The sequence below is a fragment of the Nonomuraea sp. NBC_00507 genome, from assembly GCF_036013525.1.
Lineage (GTDB): Bacteria > Actinomycetota > Actinomycetes > Streptosporangiales > Streptosporangiaceae > Nonomuraea.
On the sequence record NZ_CP107853.1, the window covers coordinates 8,528,033 to 8,549,390 of the forward strand.

Genomic DNA, 21,358 nt, shown 5'->3' on the forward strand with positions numbered 1-21,358 from the left:
GAAGCTATCAAAAAGCCCGATCGGCTGTCACTCGTTGCCACCTCTTCAAAGCGTGGACGGCCCAATCGGTGCGATGCGCTTCACGCACGTCAACACGTATCCGCTGCGATTTCGTGCCGCACTCAGCACGTGGGACATGAGCAGGTCCTTTAGTTCCGCCTGGCTGATGGCCGGCCAGTACAGGTGCGCGCCGTCGGCCGGCTCCCGGTCCAGCAGCCCTGCGCGGTGAAGGGTGTCGAGAGACTTCCGAAGGACGGCTCGAGTGGTGGGCGTCTCGTGTCGCAGATCCTCGAGGAGCTCCTGGACAGTGGCCGGGCGATCCCACTCCCACAGACGTTTGATGATCGTCGCTTCCAGCTCACCAAACCGCCCCACCGAGACCATCCCATCCAAGCTCCTATCACATATAGTAGACCCACAAAGTGGTCCGACCGATTCGCGCGCTCGCCGAATCAGATCACACCTGCTCCTCACCATGGTGACGGTGCGGCGCTGCGGCGACCTGCTCAGGCGGCACGCCCGGCATGGGGAGCTGACCACGGGCCCCGAGGGTGTCTCGCACCCAGAACAGCGGGTCCCGGTGGCCGATGGCGTCGGCTGCCACGGCCGCCCGGCAGGCGCGCAGCAGGTCGTCGTAGTCATGACGGCTGAGCGCCAATGCCAGGCGCAGGCGCTGCTCCTCACCGCCGGCCCTGATCGCGTCGCGAGATTGTTCCATCGCCTTGGCCACCATCGGTGCCACCTCCTCGGCATCGCCGCTTTTCCTTCGCTGTCATCACGGTACGAACGCGTGCGACAGCCACCGGCCAGCGGCATGTGAGGATCACGCCAAGGCATCGATATCCCTGGGAAAGGCGCCTTCATGCGTTCCGTCGTGCCCAGTCACGCCGATCAGCCGGTCATCATCGGGGTGTACGGACCAGGCCGGGCCTGAAGAGCCCGCCCGCCTCCGCGCCGGAAGAGGCGTGGAGGCAGCCTTCAGGCTGCCGCTGCGGCCGTCTGACGCCCTCTGGCGAAGAGAGGCACGACCTGAGAGATGGCGGCCGGTGTCATGATCGATGGCCGCGTGGGTGTCATGCCGCGCAGTTCCTTGCCGAGGATGCGGAAGACGTCGGGATGGACGAGCATGCCGCTGTGGGTGGTGTCGACCTTCTCGTGCCGGGCGTAGGGGTCCAGGCAGCTGCGCCAGCGCACGACCAGGTCGGTCTCGGTGTAGACGGAGGCGAACGGCAGGCTGGGAAACGGGGCCGACAAGTCGGAGCGGAAGTCCTGGCAGCACTCCCCCACGAGGCAGCCGTACGACATCAGGCGCGGGACGCCGAGGGTTCCGGCCAGCCCCAGGAGGGTCAGCTGGGCGACCAGGACACGGTTCGCGGCCACCATGTCGGTGAGCGGGCTGCCCAAAGCGACCATCCCGGCCACCAGCTCGGGGTGACGGACCGCCGCGACCCGGGCGAACTGCCCGCCCCGGCTGTGGGCGACGATGGCGACAGGCCGGCCGTGCGCGTCGGCCATCCGCCGCAGGGTACGACTGACGCCCGCCACCGTCCGCTCGCCGCAGTCGATGCCGTAGCGCACGGGGGCGAGATCGGGTCGGCAGCCGGCGCGCTGCAGCCACCGGCGCATGGGCTCGAACAGCACCGGCACGCTGGCCACACCGCCCACCAGGAGCACCGGCAAGCCGCCTCCGTCGAACGGCGGCGCCAGGTAGTCGGGGTCCTCACACAGATCCAGCCACCCTTGGAACAGCCTGTCCCGCCGGACGGACGGGCGGGGGATCCAGTCGTCGACGAGCTTTTCCACCGCCCGCCACCGGTTGAGCACACGTGCACGCATGGGTCATCACCTCTTTGCGACGTCAACGAGTTGACCGGCCGGCTCGCGCAGGGAGGCGAGCCAGAGCCGGGGAAGATCGTCGAGCCCGGGCAACGCCGCATCGCCGTGGAAGCTCACGACGACGCGGTCCCTGTGGCTCATGAGCATCACGGAGGCTCCGTGATGGCGCGGGAGGAAGTTCACGCCGATGATCGTTTGCAGCGGCCTTCCTGCCAGGGTGAGGCGGCCTCGAGGGCCGGGAATGTTGGAGGCCATGAGGTTGGTCAGGCGCGGGTGGAGGCTGAGCTCGGCCAGCCCTCGGGTGGCCGCTGCGGGCAGCAGGCGTCCAGCCTGCGTGAGCCAGGCAGCCGCCGTGGCTTCGCCGCGTTCCTTGGCACGGCGGGTGGCCTGGGTGACAGCGGAGAGCCGTTCGGCCGCTTCGATCTCCTCGCAGGGCAGGAGGACCCGGAGGGCGGCGAGCCGGTTGCCGAGCGTGCCGCGCTCGGCAACCGTACGGGTGCTGACCGGCACCAGCACCTGCAGCCGTCGGATCGCGCCGCGACTCCAGTGGCGCACGGCTCCCGCCAGCGCCGCCAGGTACACGTCGTTGATGGTGGAACCGCCGGCACGACGTGCGTCCTGGAGCCACGCCATAGGAACGGAGCACCACACCAGCCGTCGCCTGCCCGAGGCGGGGACATGCAACGGCGTGGACGAGGCGATCCTGGCGCATCCGGCGGTCAGCGAGGCCAGCCCGCGAAGGACTCGCCGCAGCGGGAGGCGGCCTGCTGCCGAACCATGGGGAAAGGCGGGATCGTGCGCGAACATGGCCTCGGCCACGTCGACCAGTGATACGCCGTCGTGGAGGGGGTGATGCGCCTTGTAGAAGACGGCGAACTCGTCATCGTCGTAGCCGTGCAGCAGCCACAGCTCCCACAGCGGCGCGTCGTCGGGCAGGGGCCGGTTCAGCACCTCGTCCACTGCCGCGTGCAGAGCACCCGTCTCAACCCGGCGCTCGCGGACGTGCCGTACCAGGTCGATCGGGCGATCGCCCGCCCATCTGGGGCGCCGCACCAGCGCCACCCTGGCCGGGGGCGTGCGGCGCAGGGCGGGCAGCAGGTCGAGCCTGGGGGCCAGGTGTGCCCGCAACTCCCCGACGCTCGGAGGGCGGCCGCCGAAGAGCAGGATCTGCCCGATCTCCACCGACACCCCAGGATGGGCTGCCTGGTAGGTCAGGAAGGAGTGATCCGTAGGACTCAGACGCGTCATCGCGGGCATCTCCCTCAGGCGGCCGGCCGCTGGTAGCCGCCGCGATGCCAGACCAGCGGCTCGCCCTGACGCTCGCCCAGGGAGAGCACTTCGCCGATCACGATGGTGTGGTCGCCGCACGGGATGGCGTCGTACACCCGGCAGGTGAGCCACCCCAAGGCCTGACGCAGCACCGGAGACCGGTCGACGAGCTCATGGCCCACCGCGGCGAACTTCTCCTCCGCGGGGCGCCTGCCGGCGAACGCCTGAGAGATCTCCGCCTGCCCGGCGTGCAGCAGATTGACCGCGAAGTGGTCGTTGCCGCGGATGGCTCTCAGGGTCGCCGACTCGTTGCCGATGCAGACCAGCAGCAGGAGCGGGTCGAGGGAGACGGAGCAGACCGTGCTGGCGGTCATGCCGGCCATCCCGGCATCTCCGGCCGTGGTGATGACGCAGACGCCCTTGGGGAGCCGGCCGAACAGGTCGCGGTAGGAGCGGGTGTCGGGACGAGCGGCGTCGACGAGGGTGAGTGCCGTCATGTCAGCCTCCCACTCCGGCCGGGACGAGGAAGGTGGTGGCCGGGCCGGCAAGTCCGGTGAGGATGTGCTGGAGGTTCTCGATCAGCGTGCGCTCGGCGATCGGGTCAATGATCGGGGCGAGGCTGGGCATGCCCAGGTCGAAGGCGGCGTCGAACACGATCACGACGTCCGGGCCGGACTGCTCGACCTTCCACGCGCCGTCGAAGCGGTCGAAATCGCCGTCGGTCTGGGCGAAGGTGATGGTGCGGTCGACGGCGTTCACGATGTCGCGCTCGGACCAGCGCAGGACGCCGTTGCGGAAGGTGACCGCCCAGTCCGAGTCGAGCGCGCCGTCGGCGGCGGGGGAAACCTTCACCTCGCGTACGGCGTCGGTGAACTCGGGGTAGCGCTCGAACGCGGCCAGCGTGGCGAAGACGGCGTCGGCGTCGGCTGCGGGGACGAGGGCTTCCAGGGTGACCTGTCGCATCAGAAGAGTCCTTTCACAGTGGTGGCGGCGTCGTCGAAAGCGGTCAGCAGCCAGGTGAGGTCGGTGTCGGTGAGCACTGCGGGCGGTGTGAGGCGGATGACTTTGTGGGCGTTGAGGCTGTGGTTGACCAGCACGCCGCGGTCGAGGAGTTCCAGGACGAAGGCGCCGGCGACATGCTCGTCGCGCAGTTCCAGGCCGATGAGCAGCCCGGCGCCGCGTACCTCGGTGACGAGGTCGGGGCATCGGCCGGCGACGATCCGGCTCAGCTCGCCATACAGGAGCTCTCCCAGGTCGGCGGCACGCTGGACCAGGTTCTCGCGGTCGATGGTCTCGACGGCCGCGCGGGCGGCGGCCATGGCGATGGGCGAGGCGGCGAAGGTGGAGGTGTGCAGGAACGGGTCGCGGTTGAAGGGCGCGTAGGCGGCGGCGGTGGCGACCATGGCGGCGACCGGCACCACGCCTCCGGACAGGCCCTTTCCGACGAGCATGATGTCGGGGGTGACGCCTTCGCGGTCGGCTCCCCACCATTGTCCGAGCCTGCCCAGCCCGGTCTGGATCTCGTCGAGGACGAAGAACGCACCGTTCTGGTGGCAGATCCGCTGGACGTCGGTCAGGTAGCCGCGCGGCGGGATGATGACGCCGCCCTCGCCCTGCACCGGCTCCACCACCACGCAGGCGTCGGGGCCGATGGCCTCGGACAGCGCGGCGGCGTTTCCATACGGCACGTGGGTCACGTCCGGCAGCAGTGGCCGGAACGGGGCCTGGTAGAGCTCCTTGGCGGTCAGCGACAGGGCGCCCATGGTCTTGCCGTGGTAGCCGCCGGCGGCGGAGATCAGCCGGGTCTTGCCGTGGGCGCGGGCCAGCTTGATGGCCGCCTCGGTGGCCTCGGCGCCGGAGTTGACGAAGTGCACCCGGTCCAGCCCTTCCGGGGTGATGCCGGTCAGAGCCTCGGCAGCCCAGGCCGCGGTCGGCTCCAGCAGCAGCCGGGTCGACATGGGATTCGTACGGGCCTGCGTGACGACGGCCTCGACCACGGCGGGGTGGGTGTGCCCGACCAGGAACACGCCGTACCCGCCGCAGTCCAGGTAGCGTCGCCCTTCGGCGCCGAAGACGTGCGCGCCGTGCGAGGACAGCTCCAGCTGGCCACCGGTCATCTCCGCCAGTCGGGCCCGTCCCTTGCTCAGGTGCCGGCGGTAGAGATCCAGCACTGCCGCCGCCGGGTGGTCCAGTTGAGTGGTCATGCGGCCACCCTCCGGGCCAGGCCCTTGGCCTCGGCGTAGTAGCGCAGGGAGGTGACGAAGGCGCCCTCGAGCTCGGCCGGCGTCAGCGCGGCGAGACCCGGCACCCGATCACAGCAGCACATGAACGGTTCGGGCGTGCAGAACAGCGCGGTCATGGCGAGCATGTCGTCGAAGCGCCGCCGCTGCCTGTCCGGAAGCGGGTCGATGAAGACCGGCCGGATCAAGCGGTCGACCATGTCCTGGGAGACCAGCCGGGGCATGTCCAGCTCCAGGCCCAGACTCCGGCCGGTCTCCAGCGCCAGCTCGACGATCCGGCCCGCGGTGAGAGCCGCCTCGCCCCCGGTGATCCAGTAGTCGCCACCCACTGTGCCGGCCCGTACCAGCCCGGCGATGGCGCGGGCGAGCAGGTCCTGAGGGATGAAGTCGACGCGGGCCTCTTGCTGGAGCGGGACCAGGGGCACTGCGTTCTTCAGCATCGCGCCGGCGATGCTGTGCAGGCCCTGGAACTGGGCGATCCGGCCGGTGACCGCGTCGCCGATGACCACCGAGGGCCGGATGATGTTCGCGGCCACGCCGGACTCGCGCACCAGATGCTCGGCGGCGCGTTTGCTGTCGAGGTAGACCTCCGGGCGCGCGGTGCTGCCGGTGTCACGGGCCAGGTCCTTGCGGGCCACGAACGCCGTGCTGACGTGATGCAGGGGCACCCCGGCCCGCTCGGCCAGCGCGAGAATCTCGGCGGTGCCGCGGACGTTCAGGTCCTCGGTGGCACCCTTGTCCACGGTGAATCCGGTGACCGCGGCGCAGTGCACGATCGCGTCGATCCGGCCCGCCAGGTCGTCGTACTCCTCACGGTCCAGGCCGAACCGGGGCGCGGTGAGGTCGCCGCGGATGCCGAGCACGTTCCGGCCGGTCACCGGCGTGTTGTGGGTCAGGCAGATGACGTTGACGTCGCCGAGCTGCTCCAGCAGCGCCTGCCCGACGACGCCGCCGGCGCCGGTCAGCAGGACGGTACGGCGGGTCGTGAAGTTGATGATCGACATGCGTTCTCCCCTCAGGCCACGCGCAGCGGGTGGCCGGTGACGTAGTCGCACAGCGCCTGGGACATGCGGGTGCGGGACGGCGGGTGGAACATCAGCGCGGCCGAGGCGGCCGACAGGTAGGCGACGTCGCCGGAGCCGATGTAGGACATGCCGCCGAGCAGCTCCACCGCGCGGCGCGTGATGCGCCCGATGGCGTCCTGGACCGCGTAGCGGGCGACCAGGGCCTTGGCGAACATGTCCTGGCCGCGCTCGCCGTCGCCCATCGCGTGGGCGACGCCTTCCAACGTGGTCATGGCGGCGTCGGCCTCGATGATCAGGGCGGCCCGCTCGACCGCGTCGGCCTTGCCGTCGGCCAGCACCTTCTCGGCCAGCGCGCTCGCGGCCCCGAGGTAGGAGGCGGTGACCAGGAGCTCGAACCACAGGAATCCGCTGGTCTGCAGCTCGTCCAGTTGCCGGTCCTCGGTGGTCTCGGTCATGACGACGAGATCCTGCGGGACCTCGACATCCTTCAGGACGACCTCGTCGCTTTCGGCGCCGGCCAGCACGAAGCTGTTCCAGAACGGCTTGACCTCGATGCCGGGGCTGCCCGCGGGAATGAGGGCGACGGCCAGCTGGTCGCGCCCGTGCTCGTCGGTGACCGCGACGGAGGCGGTGAGCAGGTCCATCGAGTGGGACAGCGTGCAGGGCTTCTTGGACCCCGACACCACCAGGGTGGTACCGCGCCGCACGGCATGCAGGGTCGGCGACAGGATGGCGGCGCCGGTGCGGCCCTCGGCGAAGCCGGAGGCGAGCAGCAGGTTGTCCTTGGCGATGGCCTCCAGCAGCATCCACTCCAGGCCGTCGCTGCCGAGGCTGGCCTCGACCAGGCTGGCGACGGAGAAGTGGTGCATGGTGGAGGCGACCGCGAGCGAGGGCGAGCGGCTGCCGATGGCCCGCTGGATGCGGATGGCCTGCAAGGGTGTGGCGCCCAGCCCGCCGTACTGGGCCGGGACCAGCAGGCCGGGCCCTCGGGCCGCCTTGAACGTGGAGAGGGCCGGGTTGCCGGGCCGCTCCAGATCGGTGAGGCTGTGCCGGGTCAGCTCGGCGTCGAGGCCGGGCAGGAATTCCTGGAGCGTTTCCCGCTCTTTTTCCATGAACCTCATGCTTGCTCCGTGACTTCCGGTGGGCTTCTTTCTTGGAATAAGGCTATTGGTATGCCCTCCAGAGATCTGGAAGGCGTCCTGCATCACTGTGTTAAGAAAATGAAAGGAGCGGCCTCCGGCTAACTTCGCCGAAGGCCGCTGCATTAACACAAGAGCTTCACGAGATACTCACGAGCTCCTTTCCTTTCGCAGGGGGAGGCGCTTCCTCCGGTTCCTCCTCTCGTAGTCCGATACGGGCGTGCAGCCAGCGCAGCCCGGGCGGCGCCCACCAGTTGGCCCGGCCGGCCAGTCGCATGAAAGCGGGCACGAGCAGGCCGCGGACCAGGGTGGCGTCGACGATGACGGCCAGGGCGAGCCCGAGGCCGAGCAGTTTGAGAAGCGTTATCCCGGAGGTTGCGAAGGCGATGAGCACGGCGGCGATGAGCATGGCGGCCGCGCTCACTATGCGGCCGGTCTTCTCCAGCCCCATCGCGACGGCCCGGGCGTTGTCTCCGGTGCGCAGATATTCCTCGCGAATTCGCGACAGTAGGAACACCTCATAATCCATGGAAAGGCCGAAGGCGACGCAGAACATGAGCACCGGAATGGTCGCGTCGATCATTCCGGTCACCGTGAAGTCGCCGACCAGCCAGCGCAGGTTCCCGTCCTGGAAGACGTACACCATGGCGCCGAACGTCGCGGTGAGGCTGAGCAGGTTCAGCAGCACCGCCTTGATCGGGATGATCACGCTGCCGGTGAACAGGAACAGCAGGGCGAAGGTGGCGGCGGCGATGACGAGCAGCGCCATCGGCAGCCGGTCGCCGATCGAGTTCTTGGTGTCGACCAGGAACGCGGCCTGTCCGCCCACGTACTTCACCGCCGGGGCCGCCGCGCTGCGGATGCGCTCCACGAGATCGGTCCCCTGGGCGGAGTACGGCTCCGCGTCCGGCACGACCGACATCCAGCTTCCCGCGGGGCCGATCAGCCGCTTGGACGTCTCGGCCGGCGGCGCCACCGGCCGGCCGTCCATGTAGAAGCCGGTCGGCGCGTCCACGCGAGCCACGCCGGGCATGGCCGACAGCTTCGTCGCGTAGTCGTGCAGCCCGGCCTGGTTGGCGTAGCCGGGCATCACCACGGGGATGGCGGCCGCCTCCCGCGTGTCGAACCGATCGCGCAGCACCTGCGAGGCCTGGTGCGCCGGAGAGTCCTTCGGCAGCACCCGGTCGTCGGTCAGGCCGAACGAAACCGACAGGAAGGGGCTGCCGAGCAGCACTAGCAGCGCGATGACGGCGGTGGCGACGGGGATCGGCCGGCGCATCACCGCCAGCGCCAGTCTGTGCCAGAATCCGCCGGCGCGGCGGCGCCGTACGCGTGCGAGCACGTCGAGCCGGTTGACCTGATGCCCCAGGAGGGCGAGCAGCGCGGGGAGTACCACCACGGAGGTGAGCGCGGCCAGCAGGACCACGGCGATGCCGCCGTAGGCGATGGAGCGGAAGAAGTACAGCGGGAACACCAGCAGTGCCGACAGGGACAAGGCCACCGTGACCGCGGAGAACGCCACCGTCCTGCCCGCCGTCCGCACCGTCGTGGCCACCGCGTCCCGCACGCCGGCCCCGGACTCCAGCTCGTCGCGGAACCGGCCCACCATGAACAGGCTGTAGTCGATCGCCAGGCCGAGCCCCAGGGCGGTGGTCACGTTCATCGCGAACACCGACACCGGGGTGAGCTCGGTGAGCAACTGCAGCACGGCCGTGGTCGAGACCACCGAGATCGCCCCGACGACCAGCGGCAGCAGCGCGGCGATCGCACTGCCGAAGATAAGCACCAGCAGCACCAGGGTGACCGGGGCGACGATCAGCTCGGCCCGGAGCAGGTCCTCTTCGGTGGTCTTCTCGACCTCGACCGACACCTGCGCCATGCCGGTCGTACGGATGTCGAGCGCCTGATCCTGGATGATGGGTGCGAGCTTCTCGGCGGTCGCCCGGTAGGCGTCCTCGTCGCCGCCGAGCCGTACCAGCACCAGACCGGCGCGGCCGTCGTCGGCCCGCAGCGGAGTCGGCTTCCCTGCCGTCCAGTACGACTCCGCAGAAACCACGCCGGGGAAGGCCCGGACCCGCTCCGTCAGGGCGCGGGCGGCATCGTCCAGGGCCGGGTCGTCGACCGCCTGCCCGGCACGGCCAGCCACGATGAGCACCAGGTTGGGCGGCCCGGTGCGGAAGTCGCGGGCCAGTATGGCGTCGACCCGCATGGATTCGGAGGCGGGGTCCCGGAACCCGCCGTTGGACAGATTCTCTTCTACCCCGGCGCCCCAGAACGCGGCCAGGGCGGTGACGAGCACGGCGAAGGCCAGGACAAGCCCTCGCCGGGCCACAGCGAGATGAACGATGAGCTTCACGGCAACTCCTTGAGGGCTTGCACGACCACGGCGGCGAACCGGTCGGGCTGCACGGCGGTCATGGCGAACACGAGCAGGGCTGCGGCGACCAGCAGCGCGATGGCCAGAAGGATCTGCACCCAGGACGGGGTTCGTGCCCGCAACCTGCGCAGGCGGCGCCACGTCTTGACCATGGCCGATCGCCTCCTTTCTCAGTCGCCACCGATGGTGACGGGAGGGGTGTCAGCGGACGCGCAGGACTGTGTAAGGGCGGTGTCAGCAGTGCGTTCTCTTCTGGTTCCGCGGATCACGGTGGCCAGGTCGCGCAGGGTGGACAGGCGCAGTCCTCGGGCGCGGGCGGCGGCCAGATGCACGCGCTCGGGGTAGGAGTAGTAGCTGCCGCCGGACTGGTGGACCGCCTCCGCAAGGTGCCGGTCGAAGTCGCCGAGCACCTCGTCCAACAGGTCGACGCCGGCACGGTTGACCCAGCTGTCGTTGAAGAGAACGCTGCGACCGGGCGGCGGCGTGGTGGTGCGCTGGGCGAGGACGGGGCCCGCGTCGATTTCGCGGTTCTCGATGAGGTGGGCGGTGATGCCGAACGGCGTGCCCGGCTCGATCGCGGAGTAAAGGGTGGGGAACAGGCCGCGGCAGTGCGGTAGGTACGCCGCGTGGAGGTTGATCACGGCCCGCTTGGGGGCGGTGATGACGCCCTCGCGCAGGATCTGGTCGAACCAGTAGACGACGATGAAGTCGAGGTCGGCCTCGCGCAGAGCGGCCACGACCTCGGGGGCGTTGACGTTGCCGGTGTGGATGTGGCGGATCCCGTGACGGGCGCACAGCTCCCGGACGGGGCTCCGGTTGGGGACGAACCTGAGGATCAGCGGATACAGCAGGAACGAGTAGGTCAGATACTTCACGAAGGCCGGCCCCGAACGGCGCAGGTTGGTCCAGGTCTGCTTGGCCAGGCCACCCCGGCGGGTGGCGTGGACGTCGCTGGTGACGACGAGGGCCAGCTCGTCGTGATGGCGCTCGACGATCTCGGTGATGGCGTCGCCGAGCTGTGCGCACTCGGTGGTGAACAGGGCGATGCGAGCCATGGGTCTCCTCTCTCAGCTGTGGTGCCGACGCTAGGGAGAGCCGTGTCAGAGACCCTGCAGGCGCATGTAAGCGGGGCGTTCGACTTGTGATGCCGACGTCTTGTCGCGGGCCTGGGCTGCCGCTGTCGCACCGGTTCCTAGCGTGGGCGTGCAGGCGTTCTCCGAAAGAAGGGAGCATTCTCGTGATCGACACCGATGCCGTTCAGGCGGCGATCAACGCCGTCGTGATCGTGGCCGGGGTGGCCATGGTCATCGTGGCCTGGACGCTGGCGGCCTGGCGGCACTCCACTCGTCAGGCCGAACCGGCCCCGGCGAATGAGCCCACGCGCGAACCGGTTCAGGTATGAGATCCGTTCGGCCGCCAGGCCGGTAGGCGCACCACCACGTCCAATCCGTGCGGCACGGCATCCTCCAAGGTCGCCGTGCCGCCGATGTTCTCCAGCAGCGTCGCGACGATCGCCAAGCCCAGGCCGGAGCCCTCCCGTTCCGCCGAGGACGAGCCGCGCCAGAACCGATCCCAGGCGCGCGTCTTCTCCTCGGCCGTCATCCCCGGCCCTTCGTCGGCGACGTGCAGCAGGACGCTGTCGCCCTCTTGCGCCGTCCGCACGCGCACGGTGCTCCCCAGCGGCGCGTGGTCCACGGCATTGTCCAGCAGCACGTCCAGAACCTGGCCGAGCACGGCGACCGAGGAGGACGCCTCGACCGGCGCACCCTCGAACACCAGCGTCACACCCCGGGCGTCGGCCGCCGGATGCCAGGCCTCGATCCTGTCCTTGGCCAAGGAGGAGACGTCGACGCGCCCCAAGGGTGTCTCCCGGCCCTCGGCCTGCGCCAGCCGCAGCAGCGCGTCCAGGATGCCGCCGAAGCGCTCGGCCTCGATCGACGCCTTCCTCACCTCCTCGGAGGTCGCCGGGGCGACGACCTCTTCCAGATTCTCCAGCCGCAAGCGCAACGCGGTCAGCGGATTGCGCATCTGGTGAGACGCGTCGGCGGTGAAGCTCTGATGGGCGTGCAACAGCGCGACCAGCCGGCCGGCCATGGTGTTGAAGGCCTGTGCCAGACTCCGCAACTCCGGCGGACCCGTGTCGGCCGGCGCTCGGACCTCGTAGTTTCCGGCCGCGATCGCGCCCGCGGCGGCGTCCAGGCTCCGCACCGGCCGCATGACCCATCGTGTGAACGGAGCGGCCAGCAGGGCCGCCGCCGCCAGTCCCAGCACGAGGACGACCACCAGGACCAGCAATGTCCGGGTGCCGGAGTCCCGCACCTCCTCGGTCGGTGAGATCATCACCACCGCCCCGACGACACCCTGCTCAGCTCTGACCGGTTCGGCGATGAACAGCGGGAGCGCGCTGACGTTGTAGGGGTAGTCGACGAAGTCCGCCCGCTCGCCGGCCAGGGCCAGCATCAGCCGCGCCCGCCAATCCGGGTCGGTGATGGCCACATCTCCCGCGGCGGACACCACGGTGCCGGACGTGTTCACCACGGCGATCCGCGAACCTGTCGAGGCGCGATAGTCGCGCATCTCCCGTTCCAACCGTCCCCACTCCCCCTCCGTCAGAGCGGGGACGGCCTGCCCAGCCAGCCGGGCGGCCTCGCGTAACCGCGTGTTGGCTAGGTGGTGGAAGTCGTTCATCACGAACGTGAAGAACAGCGGGATCTCCAGCGCCAGCAACAGCAGCGCCGTCAGCGACATGTACGTCAGCATCAACCGCCGGCGCATGGTCAGGAACCGGGTTCGACGAGCCGGAACCCGACGCCGCGCACCGTCTCTATCCACGACGGATCGCCCAGCTTGGCGCGCAGCGAGCCGACGTGGACGTCGAGGGTGCGGGTGGAGCCGAACCAGTTCTCGTCCCACACCCGATCCATGATCTCTTCACGGGTGCGTAAGGCGCCGCCGTCCTCGGCGAGGAAGGCCAGCAGGTCGAACTCCCGGCGAGTGAGCTCGAGCGCGACCCCGTCGAGCAAGGCCCTGCGCGTGCGACGGTCGACGACCAGCTTGCCGCGGTCCGCGGGCGGTTCCTCCTCGGCATCGCGCCGCTGCCGCGACGCCCGCCGGGTTACCGCCTCGATCCGGGCCAGCAGTTCGCGGAAGCCGTACGGTTTGACCACGTAATCGTCGGCGCCGCCCTGCAGCCCGATCACGCGGTCGATCTCTTCTGATCGGGCGGTCAGCACGATGATCGGCACGTCGGAGAACTCGCGTAACCTGCGGCACACCTCCAGGCCGTCCAGATCGGGCAGGCCCAGGTCCAGCAGTACCAGGTCGGCCTTCCCCGCGAGCAATGCCTCCGCGCCCGTGGTCACGTGCTCCACATCGTGCCCATGCCGCTCCAGTCCGGCCTTCAGCGGCTCGGCCACATGCGCGTCGTCTTCCACCAGCAAGATCCGCACCCCGGACTCACCCCCGTCGGAAGGTACGATCCACTAAAGGGAATAGTAGAGCGGGTCGTGGACTTAGCCAAGGGGATTGTCCAAGCGTTCATGGATCGGTAACGACCTGTCCTAGTAGGGCAGTCCGCGGCCGGACGGCGTGCGGAGGTCGAGCGCGACACGGTTGTCCGTGCGCTTCGGTTTGGTGCGCTGGATCTGACGCAGACGCATGTCTTCTCCCGCCCTTCGGGTTTTCTCCGTGGGCCCACGCTAGAAGCGGAGATAGCAGCACTGAGCCAGAGTGGCGACAGCCGTACGTCATCCGAAGGACAACGAACCCTTCACTGGACGACGCCCACGGATTGACGTCTGGGCGCGTAAGTCGCAGTATTGCGATATGAGAGTCGCATATGGGGGACATCAACGTCGCATCCCGCTTGCTCTCTGGTCGGTCGGCCTGATCGTGGCGGCCGGGTTGGGATCACTGTTTGCGACGTACTGGGACGACGCCTGGCACACGGACATCGGGCGGGACGACGCCCTCATCCCTCCGCATCTGGCGCTGTACGGGTCGGTCGCGGTGGCCGGGCTGGCGGTGGCCGCGTGGGGCTCGCTGGTGGTGTGGCGGTCACGTTCGCTGCTGGCCATGTTGCGGCATCCGGCGCTGCTCACCGCCGCGGCCGGCGGTCTGGTGACGCTGGGCTCGGGTGTGGCGGACGCCTTCTGGCACGAGGCGTTCGGCCGCGACGCCGTGCTGTGGAGCCCGCCGCACATGCTCGCGGTCTTCGGGACCGTGGCACTGATCGTGGGCGTGCTGGCCGGAGCCAGTCCCGGCACGCCGTCGTGGCTGCTCTCCGCAGCCGGAGGGCTGCTGCTCGGCAGCACCCTGATCGCCGTGCTGGAGTTCGAGACCGATGTCCCGCAGTTCAGCGAGACGCTCTACCTGCCCGTGTTGCTGGTCAGCGCATTGTTCGCGCTAGGTATGCTCCGCCGGCTCCTTCCCGGCCGCTTCGCCGTCACCCGGGTGGTCGGCATCTATGTGCTGGCACGCCTGATCGTGGCCGTGGTGCTGACGGCGCTCGGCCGCACCGCCCCCGATCTCCCGCTCGCCATCGTCGGTCTCGCGCTGGCGGACCTGCCGTGGCGGCGGCCGGTCACCGCCTACGCCGCGGGCGCGGCAGGAGTATCGGCCACGACCTTGGTCTCCGGGACGATCGGCACGGCGGGGGTTCCGGTCATGAGCGTGTTGCCTACGGCGATCCCGGTGATCGCAGTCTTTGTCGCGGCCCTGCTCGCGGACTTCCGGTTGCGTCCGATCGCCGCGCTGCTCTTCGCGGGCGGAATCGCCGCCCTGCCGATGTCGAGCCCGGACCCGGCCCTGGCGCACGACCCCGGTCAGGGCGAGCCCGTCGCGCAGGTCCTTCTGGCAGGGGCCTCTGACGGGAACGGCACCCTTACCCTGGCCGCTGAACTGCCGGTCGCGTGCTCGACCTCCGATCCCTGCCGGGTTCTGGCGCGCCGAGCAGGCGAAGTGATCAGCGGAACCCTGAGCGTGGAGGGCCGGCAGGTCACGGGAACCGTCCAGGTTCCGCCGACCAGTCTGTGGTTCGTCTACTTCGAGGCGGCCCATGCCCGCGGCCCGGTCGAGACGTGGTTGGCACTGGATGCGAGCACCGCGCAACGGATCAGCGAGCGGCGCGATCTCTACCTCCCGGCGGGCCGGGACGAGGGAGCCGCTCTGCCCGTCGCGGAGATCGCCGCGGGCGTCGTACTCTATGGCCTCGGCCTGGCCGTGCTCGGCCTCGCCGTCCACCAAACGCGGCGGTCCCAGCAACCGGAGACCAGGATTGCGACGTCAATGTAGCGCTAGTGTGTCGTCCGTGACCGCGATCGAACCCGCCCTCGTCGACGCCACCGCCGCTGCCGTGGCCAAGTGGGGCCTGCCCCAGGCCACGCTCGAAAGGGTGGCCGACGAGGCCGGCATCTCTCGCGCGACCTTGCACCGCCGCGGTGTCAGCCGGGAGGCGCTGGTCGCCGCACTCGCCGCCCGCGCCGCCGACGAGTTCCGCACCGCTCTGTGGCCCGCGCTCACCGGCCCGGGAAGTGCCGCCGAGCGGCTCAGGGCGATGCTGGAGGCGATGTTCCAGACCGCCGACGGCCACCTGGAGTTGCTGGCCGGCATGTACATGGCGCACGGCGAGATGTTCCACCAGCCCGGCCCCGAGGCCCTCACGGTCGACATCTTTGCGGCTCCCTTCGAGCGGTTGCTCCGCGACGGCGTGCTCGACGGCTCGCTCCGCGAAGTTCCTCCAACCGTCACCGCCACGGTGCTGTTCAACACCGCCGGCTGGGGCTACGTACACCTACGCGCCAGCCACGAGTGGCCGCCAGAGCGCGCCAGGGACGCCGTCATCGACCTGGTCATGAACGGCCTGCTGCCCTAAGCGTTTCTACGACCGACCATAGGAGTCATCCCATATGCTCTGGCCATGAGATCAACGGAGGTGGGACGGTCGGCGGGCATGCTGCCGCGTCTGCTGCTTCTCGTCCTCCTCATGCTGGGCGTGGCAGCGATGCACACGCTCGGCCACCTCGACGGCCACGACACGCCTCAGCCGTCGGTCACCGGCATGATCCACGCGGAGGGCGCGCACTCTCCCGTGCCGGACTCCGGATCCGACGATGCGCCGAGCGGGGCATCCGACGCAGCGTCCGTCTGCCTGGCGATCCTGGCCGCTCTCCTCGCCCTGGCACCGCTGGGCCTGCGCAGCGCAAGTCTGGCCGGTGCCTGGCTGCGATCACATCCCGGACGGCGCGTACCACGGCCGTTCCGAGGCCCCCCTCCTCTGTCGCTCATCCTGACGCGCACGGTCGTGCTGCGGACGTAGGCGTTTCGATCCGGACCGCTGGAGCCGTCGTGCCCAGCCTCGTCCGCTCTCCGCCCGTCCGTCAGCGCAAACCATCAGCGAGGCATCAACCATGCACAACATCAGTCGACGCGCCCTCCTCCGGGGCGGTATCGGTCTCCTGGGAGGGGCCGCCCTCACCGCGTGCGCCCAGAACCGCACCGCCACCTCTTCCCCCGCTTTCATCGGCCCGACGAGCGACCAGGTCCGCGCCGCCGAGCAGGCCCGCCGTGCCGGTGCCGTGCGCGACTTCACCCTCGTGGCCGCCGAGAGCCAGGTGGACCTCGGCGGCCTGACCACACGAACCTGGGCCTACGGCGGCCGCATCCCCGGCAGCCCCATCCGCGTGAAGGCGGGCGAGGTGATCCGGGCCCGGCTGGCCAATACCCTGCCCAAAGACACCAGCATCCACTGGCACGGCCTGGCACTCCGCAACGACGCCGACGGCGTGCCCGGCGTCACACAACAGCCCGTCGAGACCGGGGCCACATACGTCTACGAGTTCACCGCTCCCGACCCGGGCACCTACTGGTTCCACCCGCACACCGGCACCCAGCTCGACCGCGGGCTCTACGCCCCGCTGATCGTGGAAGACCCGAACGAGCCGCTGACCTACGACGACGAATGGATCGTGATCCTCGACGACTGGCTGGACGGGGTCACCGGTACGCCGGACGAGGTACTCGCTGAGCTGTCCGGCGGCATGGGAGGCATGGACCACGGCGGCATGACCGGGATGACAGAGATGACGCCCAGCCCATCGCCCGGAACGAGCAAGCACATGCTGATGGGCGCCACCAGCCTGCTCCTCGGCGGGGACGCGGGCGACGTGCGCTACCCGCACTTCCTGCTCAACGGGCGGATCGCCACCGCACCGGAGACTCTCCGCGCCAAGCCCGGCGCGCGGCTGCGAATCCGGATCATCAACGCGGGCGGCGACACCGCCTTCCGCGTGGCGCTGGCCGGACACCGGCTGACCGTCACTCACATGGATGGCTTCCCCGTACAGCCGATGGAGACCGACGCGCTGCTGATCGGCATGGGCGAGCGCTACGACGTGCTGGTCACCCTCAAGGACGGCGTCTTCCCGCTGGTCGCACTCGCGGAGGGCAAGAACGCGCTGGCCCGCGGCCTGATCAGGACTGGCCGGTCGGCCTCGGCGCCCAAGGCCGACCTGCGCCCGCGTGAACTGGAGGGCGACGTCCTCCGCTACGCCAAGCTCCGCCCGGCCGAGGCTGTACGACTCGCGCCCAAGAACCCCGACCGCACCATCAAGCTGGAGCTCACCGGAAGCATGGCGGCCTACGACTGGGGGATCAACGGCAAGAAGTACGACCCGAAGATCATCTCAGCGATTCGGCCAGGAGAACGGGTCCGCCTGTCGTTCGTCAACCGTACGACGATGTGGCACCCGATGCACCTGCACGGCCACACGTTCGCCCTGGCGGAGGGCGGCATCCGAAAGGACACCGCCATCGTCCTTCCAAACGTAAGGCTGGACGTCGACTTCGACGCCGACAACCCCGGCCTGTGGATGATCCACTGCCACAACATCTACCACGGCGAATCCGGCATGATGACCCTGCTGGGTTACGAGACGACCTGACGCAACCCCACCCGCCGGGTTCAAGGAAGAGATACGACGCAGGCGCACGCCGACCAATCCACTATCTCTGATAGTAGAGTGGCTCGGGATGACCCCCTCCCGGGACATCCGTCCCGGGAGACGGGACCCCTGAGGCAGAGGGAGGTCCACCGCGGCCACATCGCCATCGCCATCCACCACGGAGGGCGCCATGGTGAGCGTGACGATGAACGAGTTCTCCTTCGCCTTCGCCAACCAGGAACTCCGCGCCGGAACCTACGTATTCATGCTGGACAACGCGGGCAAGGCCCCCCACGCCATGTCCATCAAGGGCCCCGGCATCGACACCGAGCAGCAGTCGGAGACCATCGACGGCGGGCAGGAGACTCAGTTCACGGTCACCCTCCAGCCTGGCACCTACGAGGTGTGGTGTCCGGTGGGCAATCACCGAGCGCAGGGCATGGAGAGCACGCTCACCGTGAAGTGACAGCGTCCCACGGTGAGGACGCCATTGGCGGCGAAGACACCAGACGCCACGGAAGCGCCTGCACCGGGCGCCAGGCCGACGACCAGAACAGGCACCTCCTCAATGCTGTTCGCGTGCACACAATGAAGCCGCAGGGCCCCGGCCTCATGAACATGTCGCGGGAGGCATACCTCTCCGCGCGAAACCACTGCACTCTCACGCAGCCTCTACTATGGTTCCTCGTAGTGCGGCTGCCCCCAGCCGCGAGCCGAGTCCCGGTCCCCCGACCGGGAGCCGGGGACCCACCGCGCAAGGGGTGAATCGGCGACCTCTGTCGTCGTAGGGCGACTCCCGTCCGAACCCGTCAGCTAACCCGGTAGGCAGAAGGAGAGGAGCTCTACGTGGCGGGTCGTCCCCCCACGCCATGCCGTCGTGCCTGGTATCCGCTGGCGGCCCTGCTGGTCGCCCTGGTCATGGGCGCTAGCGTCGGTGCCGCAGCTCACGCGGCCCCAAAGCCCGATGCCAAGGAGCTGCGCCGGCAGCTCGCCAAACAGCAGAAGGAGCTCGACGCGCTGATCGGCGACTACAACGCCAAGCGTGTTTCGCTCGCCGCCGCCAGGAAGACCGAACAAGCAGCCCAGGCCCGGCTACGAGCGGCGCAGACAAAATACGAGCAGGCCAAACAAGGTGTCCGAGAGCTGGTGACGCTGCGCTACCAGCAACCGGACCCGAATCTCACGATGTTCTCGGGGGGAGCCGATCCGAGCACCACCCTCAGCCGCGCGGCCATCTTGCAGCAGCTCGCCGCCGAGGAGGCGGCACTCGTAGCGGGCTTCGCCAAAACGCGGGACGACTATGCTGACTCGGTCGACGATGCCGCACAAAAGGTCAAGGACCTCAGCGCGGCCACCGCCGCGGTCGGCGAGCGGCGTGAGGAGGCCGAGGATCTCATCGAAGAGATCAAGGACAAGCTCGACAAGCTGACCACCCCCACCTCACGAAGGTCCGACGGCACCTGGGTGCCGGAGCTGCCCTCGGGGCCCGACAACATCACCCCGCGGATGCGGAACGTACGTGACCTGATCCGGCAGCGCTTCGATCTGTCCTACGGCGTCGGCTGCTACCGCGGCGTCAATGACGGCGGGGAGCATCCGCTCGGTCGCGCGTGCGACTTCATGCTGAGCTCCGGCGGCGCGATGCCCTCGCCCGAGCAGGCGAGGCTGGGCGATGAGATCTCCGCCTGGGTGATCGAGAACGCCCAGCGGCTCGGCATCATGTACGTGATCTACAAGCAGCGCATCTGGCACGTCCGCACGGGAGCGTGGAAGCCCATGAGCGACCGGGGCGGTGTCACGGCCAACCACTACGACCACCCGCACATCTCGGTCTACTAGGAGGGCGTGTGATGGGCGTGGAGCCCGCGAAGACCGGCGATGACACCGCGCCGGCCCCTGCTCCCGTGGACGCCACGCGGACGACGGGTAGCTTGCTGCGGTCCGGATCGATCATGGCCGCGGGCACCATGGTCTCCCGTGTCACCGGATTCGTCCGGACGGTGGTGCTGGCCGCCGCCGTGGGGACGCAGTTACTCGGCGACGCCTATAACACCGCCAACACGATCCCCTTCGCCCTCTACGACCTGCTGGTCGGGGGTCTGATGACCGGTGTCCTGGTGCCCCTGCTGGTGAAACGGCGGGCGCGTGACGCCGACGAAGGCAGGGCCACGGAACAACGGCTCACAACGGCGGCAAGCGTCGTGCTCCTGGCCCTCGCCCTCGTGGCGGTCGTGGGGGCGGAGTGGCTGATCGGGCTGTATGCGGGAGGGTTCACCCAGCCGCAGTTCGAGGTCGCCGTGCTGCTGGCCCGCTACCTGCTGGCTCAGGTGTTCCTTGTGGGGCTCAGCGGCGTGCTGGGCGCGATGCTCAACGTACGCGGCCGGTTCGGCGCCCCGATGTGGGCGCCTGTCTGCAATAACCTGACCATCATCGCGGTGGGGGCGGCGTTCCTCGTCGTCGCCGGGCCCGGAGTAGAGCCAACGGACATCACCCAGCCACAGATCGCGCTGCTCGGGCTGGGGACCGTGGCCGGACTGCTGGCCCAAGTCACAGTGCTGGCCCTGGCGCTGCGCTCGACCGATTTCCGCTGGCGCCCGCGTTTGGACCTGCGGGGTTCCGGACTGGGCGAGGCCGTACGGGCGGGCGGATGGATGCTGGTCTACGTATGCTGCACCCAGCTCGGGTTCGTGCTCACGGCGAACCTGACCAACCGGGCCGGCGCCGTGAGCGCCACAGGCGAGGCGGGCACGGGCGCGGGACTCAGCACCTATACCTACGCCTACCAGCTGTTCCAGCTACCCTACGCGGTGATCGCGGTGTCCTTGATGACGGCGCTGCTCCCCCGGATGAGCGACCACGCCGCCGATGAACGCTGGGCCGAGCTGCGCGGCGACTTCCTGTCCGGGGCTCGTACGGCGTCGGCCGCCATGGTGCCGCTGTCACTCGCGCTGGCGGTCGTGGCGGTCCCCCTGTCGCAGGTCGTGTTCGCCCGCGGCGCCACCTCGGCGGCCGATGCCGCCAACATCGGCCGCGTGCTCGCCGTCCTCGCCGTGGGCCTGGTGCCCTTCACCGTTTACCAGCTGATGCTTCGCGTCTTCTACGCGATGGGCGACACCCGCACGCCCGCGATGCTGGCGGCGGCCAATCTCGGCGTCCACGCCGTCCTGGGCATGACGGCCTACCTGCTGCTGCCACCGAGCCGGGTCGTCGTGGGCGTGGCCGCAGGCTTCATGATCTCCTACGGATCCGGCGCCCTGCTGGCCGGGGCGCTGTTGAGCCGCCGCCTGAGCGGCATCGGCGCCCGCGCCTTATTGGGAACGCTTGGCGCGCTATATGTCGCGGCTACGCCGACGGCCGGAGCCGAGCTCTTCACCGTGTGGTGGGCCGCACCACACGGACCCGTGGCCGCGCTCATCGCATCCTCGGCGGCCTGTTTCCTGGGGCTCGCGGCTTATCTACTGATCGCACGAGCTTGGGGAGTTCAGGAGATTCGCCTCCTCCTGGCCCGGCTCCGCCGTACCTGAGCCACATC

At 69.4% G+C, this 21,358-nt stretch carries 21 protein-coding genes, 1 pseudogene and 1 riboswitch; of the genes and pseudogenes, 8 read left to right on the forward strand and 14 right to left on the reverse strand.

All coding sequences use genetic code 11. The features are described from left to right. Positions 1-45 precede the first annotated feature (45 nt). The 12 genes from OHA25_RS41105 to OHA25_RS41160 all read right to left on the reverse strand — a co-directional run bounded on the left by OHA25_RS41105 (position 46) and on the right by OHA25_RS41160 (position 10,941). The gene (locus tag OHA25_RS41105) at positions 46-384 is read right to left on the reverse strand and encodes a BlaI/MecI/CopY family transcriptional regulator (RefSeq protein ID WP_327582308.1); all 339 of its coding nucleotides are present in this window, start codon (positions 382-384) and stop codon (positions 46-48) included. 73 nt (positions 385-457) lie between these two features. After that, positions 458-718 carry a hypothetical protein gene (locus OHA25_RS41110; RefSeq protein ID WP_327582309.1) on the reverse strand — a complete coding sequence of 87 codons (261 nt, stop codon included), beginning with the start codon at positions 716-718 and terminating at the stop codon, positions 458-460. Positions 719-978: 260 nt separating this feature from the next. Then, on the reverse strand, positions 979-1,836 hold the full coding sequence (locus OHA25_RS41115) for an esterase/lipase family protein (RefSeq protein WP_327582310.1): 858 nt from the start codon (positions 1,834-1,836) through the stop codon (positions 979-981). A gap of 6 nt (positions 1,837-1,842) precedes the next feature. Then, positions 1,843-3,084: a wax ester/triacylglycerol synthase domain-containing protein gene (locus tag OHA25_RS41120; RefSeq protein ID WP_327582311.1), complete on the reverse strand. Its 1,242-nt coding sequence runs from the start codon at positions 3,082-3,084 to the stop codon at positions 1,843-1,845. Between the two features lie 14 nt (positions 3,085-3,098). After that, positions 3,099-3,602, reverse strand: coding sequence for a flavin reductase family protein (locus tag OHA25_RS41125; RefSeq protein WP_327582312.1), 504 nt, complete (start codon positions 3,600-3,602; stop codon positions 3,099-3,101). Position 3,603: 1 nt separating this feature from the next. Continuing rightward, positions 3,604-4,068, reverse strand: a complete 465-nt coding sequence (locus OHA25_RS41130; protein ID WP_327582313.1) for a type II toxin-antitoxin system RatA family toxin — start codon at positions 4,066-4,068, stop codon at positions 3,604-3,606. Beyond that, positions 4,068-5,309 (reverse strand): aspartate aminotransferase family protein, encoded by a 1,242-nt coding sequence (locus OHA25_RS41135; protein ID WP_327582314.1) that lies wholly within the window; start codon positions 5,307-5,309, stop codon positions 4,068-4,070. Before OHA25_RS41135 ends, OHA25_RS41130 begins: the two co-directional genes overlap by 1 nt. Continuing rightward, positions 5,306-6,349: an SDR family oxidoreductase gene (locus OHA25_RS41140; RefSeq protein WP_327582315.1), complete on the reverse strand. Its 1,044-nt coding sequence runs from the start codon at positions 6,347-6,349 to the stop codon at positions 5,306-5,308. The genes OHA25_RS41135 and OHA25_RS41140 overlap by 4 nt, the downstream gene beginning before the upstream one ends. An 11-nt stretch (positions 6,350-6,360) precedes the next feature. Next, positions 6,361-7,491 (reverse strand): acyl-CoA dehydrogenase family protein, encoded by a 1,131-nt coding sequence (locus OHA25_RS41145; RefSeq protein WP_327582316.1) that lies wholly within the window; start codon positions 7,489-7,491, stop codon positions 6,361-6,363. A gap of 157 nt (positions 7,492-7,648) precedes the next feature. After that, positions 7,649-9,865, reverse strand: coding sequence for an MMPL family transporter (locus OHA25_RS41150; protein WP_327582317.1), 2,217 nt, complete (start codon positions 9,863-9,865; stop codon positions 7,649-7,651). Next, complete coding sequence (locus tag OHA25_RS41155) at positions 9,862-10,038, reverse strand: hypothetical protein (RefSeq protein WP_327582318.1); 177 nt, start codon at positions 10,036-10,038, stop codon at positions 9,862-9,864. Before OHA25_RS41155 ends, OHA25_RS41150 begins: the two co-directional genes overlap by 4 nt. An 18-nt stretch (positions 10,039-10,056) precedes the next feature. Continuing rightward, the gene (locus OHA25_RS41160; protein ID WP_327582319.1) at positions 10,057-10,941 is read right to left on the reverse strand and encodes a formyltransferase family protein; all 885 of its coding nucleotides are present in this window, start codon (positions 10,939-10,941) and stop codon (positions 10,057-10,059) included. A 182-nt stretch (positions 10,942-11,123) separates the two neighbouring features. Here OHA25_RS41160 and OHA25_RS41165 point away from each other — a divergent pair, with 182 nt between their 5' ends. Beyond that, positions 11,124-11,288 carry a hypothetical protein gene (locus OHA25_RS41165; RefSeq protein WP_327582320.1) on the forward strand — a complete coding sequence of 55 codons (165 nt, stop codon included), beginning with the start codon at positions 11,124-11,126 and terminating at the stop codon, positions 11,286-11,288. On the opposite strand, the gene OHA25_RS41170 is transcribed toward OHA25_RS41165, so the two are convergent. After that, positions 11,279-12,661 carry a sensor histidine kinase gene (locus OHA25_RS41170; protein WP_327582321.1) on the reverse strand — a complete coding sequence of 461 codons (1,383 nt, stop codon included), beginning with the start codon at positions 12,659-12,661 and terminating at the stop codon, positions 11,279-11,281. The genes OHA25_RS41165 and OHA25_RS41170 overlap by 10 nt on opposite strands. Before the next feature lie 2 nt (positions 12,662-12,663). Continuing rightward, on the reverse strand, positions 12,664-13,335 hold the full coding sequence (locus tag OHA25_RS41175; protein ID WP_327582322.1) for a response regulator transcription factor: 672 nt from the start codon (positions 13,333-13,335) through the stop codon (positions 12,664-12,666). Positions 13,336-13,711: 376 nt separating this feature from the next. Between OHA25_RS41175 and OHA25_RS41180 the strand changes: the two genes are divergently transcribed. The 7 genes and pseudogenes from OHA25_RS41180 to murJ all read left to right on the forward strand — a co-directional run bounded on the left by OHA25_RS41180 (position 13,712) and on the right by murJ (position 21,350). After that, positions 13,712-15,178 (forward strand): hypothetical protein, encoded by a 1,467-nt coding sequence (locus OHA25_RS41180; RefSeq protein ID WP_327582323.1) that lies wholly within the window; start codon positions 13,712-13,714, stop codon positions 15,176-15,178. A 16-nt stretch (positions 15,179-15,194) separates the two neighbouring features. Next, positions 15,195-15,758, forward strand: coding sequence for a TetR/AcrR family transcriptional regulator (locus OHA25_RS41185; RefSeq protein ID WP_327582324.1), 564 nt, complete (start codon positions 15,195-15,197; stop codon positions 15,756-15,758). A gap of 45 nt (positions 15,759-15,803) precedes the next feature. Next, positions 15,804-16,202, forward strand: coding sequence for a hypothetical protein (locus OHA25_RS41190; RefSeq protein WP_327582325.1), 399 nt, complete (start codon positions 15,804-15,806; stop codon positions 16,200-16,202). 91 nt (positions 16,203-16,293) lie between these two features. Then, on the forward strand, positions 16,294-17,826 hold the full coding sequence (locus OHA25_RS41195; protein ID WP_327582326.1) for a multicopper oxidase family protein: 1,533 nt from the start codon (positions 16,294-16,296) through the stop codon (positions 17,824-17,826). Positions 17,827-18,013: 187 nt separating this feature from the next. Beyond that, positions 18,014-18,292: pseudogene (locus OHA25_RS41200) on the forward strand (plastocyanin/azurin family copper-binding protein); the annotation flags it as partial. A 235-nt stretch (positions 18,293-18,527) separates the two neighbouring features. Continuing rightward, positions 18,528-18,668: riboswitch (cyclic di-AMP (ydaO/yuaA leader) on the forward strand. A 4-nt stretch (positions 18,669-18,672) separates the two neighbouring features. Then, a complete protein-coding gene (locus tag OHA25_RS41205) occupies positions 18,673-19,665 on the forward strand; it encodes a coiled-coil domain-containing protein (RefSeq protein WP_327582327.1) in 993 nt (330 codons plus the stop codon). Between the two features lie 11 nt (positions 19,666-19,676). Beyond that, positions 19,677-21,350 carry a murein biosynthesis integral membrane protein MurJ gene (gene murJ, locus OHA25_RS41210; RefSeq protein ID WP_327582328.1) on the forward strand — a complete coding sequence of 558 codons (1,674 nt, stop codon included), beginning with the start codon at positions 19,677-19,679 and terminating at the stop codon, positions 21,348-21,350. Positions 21,351-21,358: the final 8 nt, after the last annotated feature.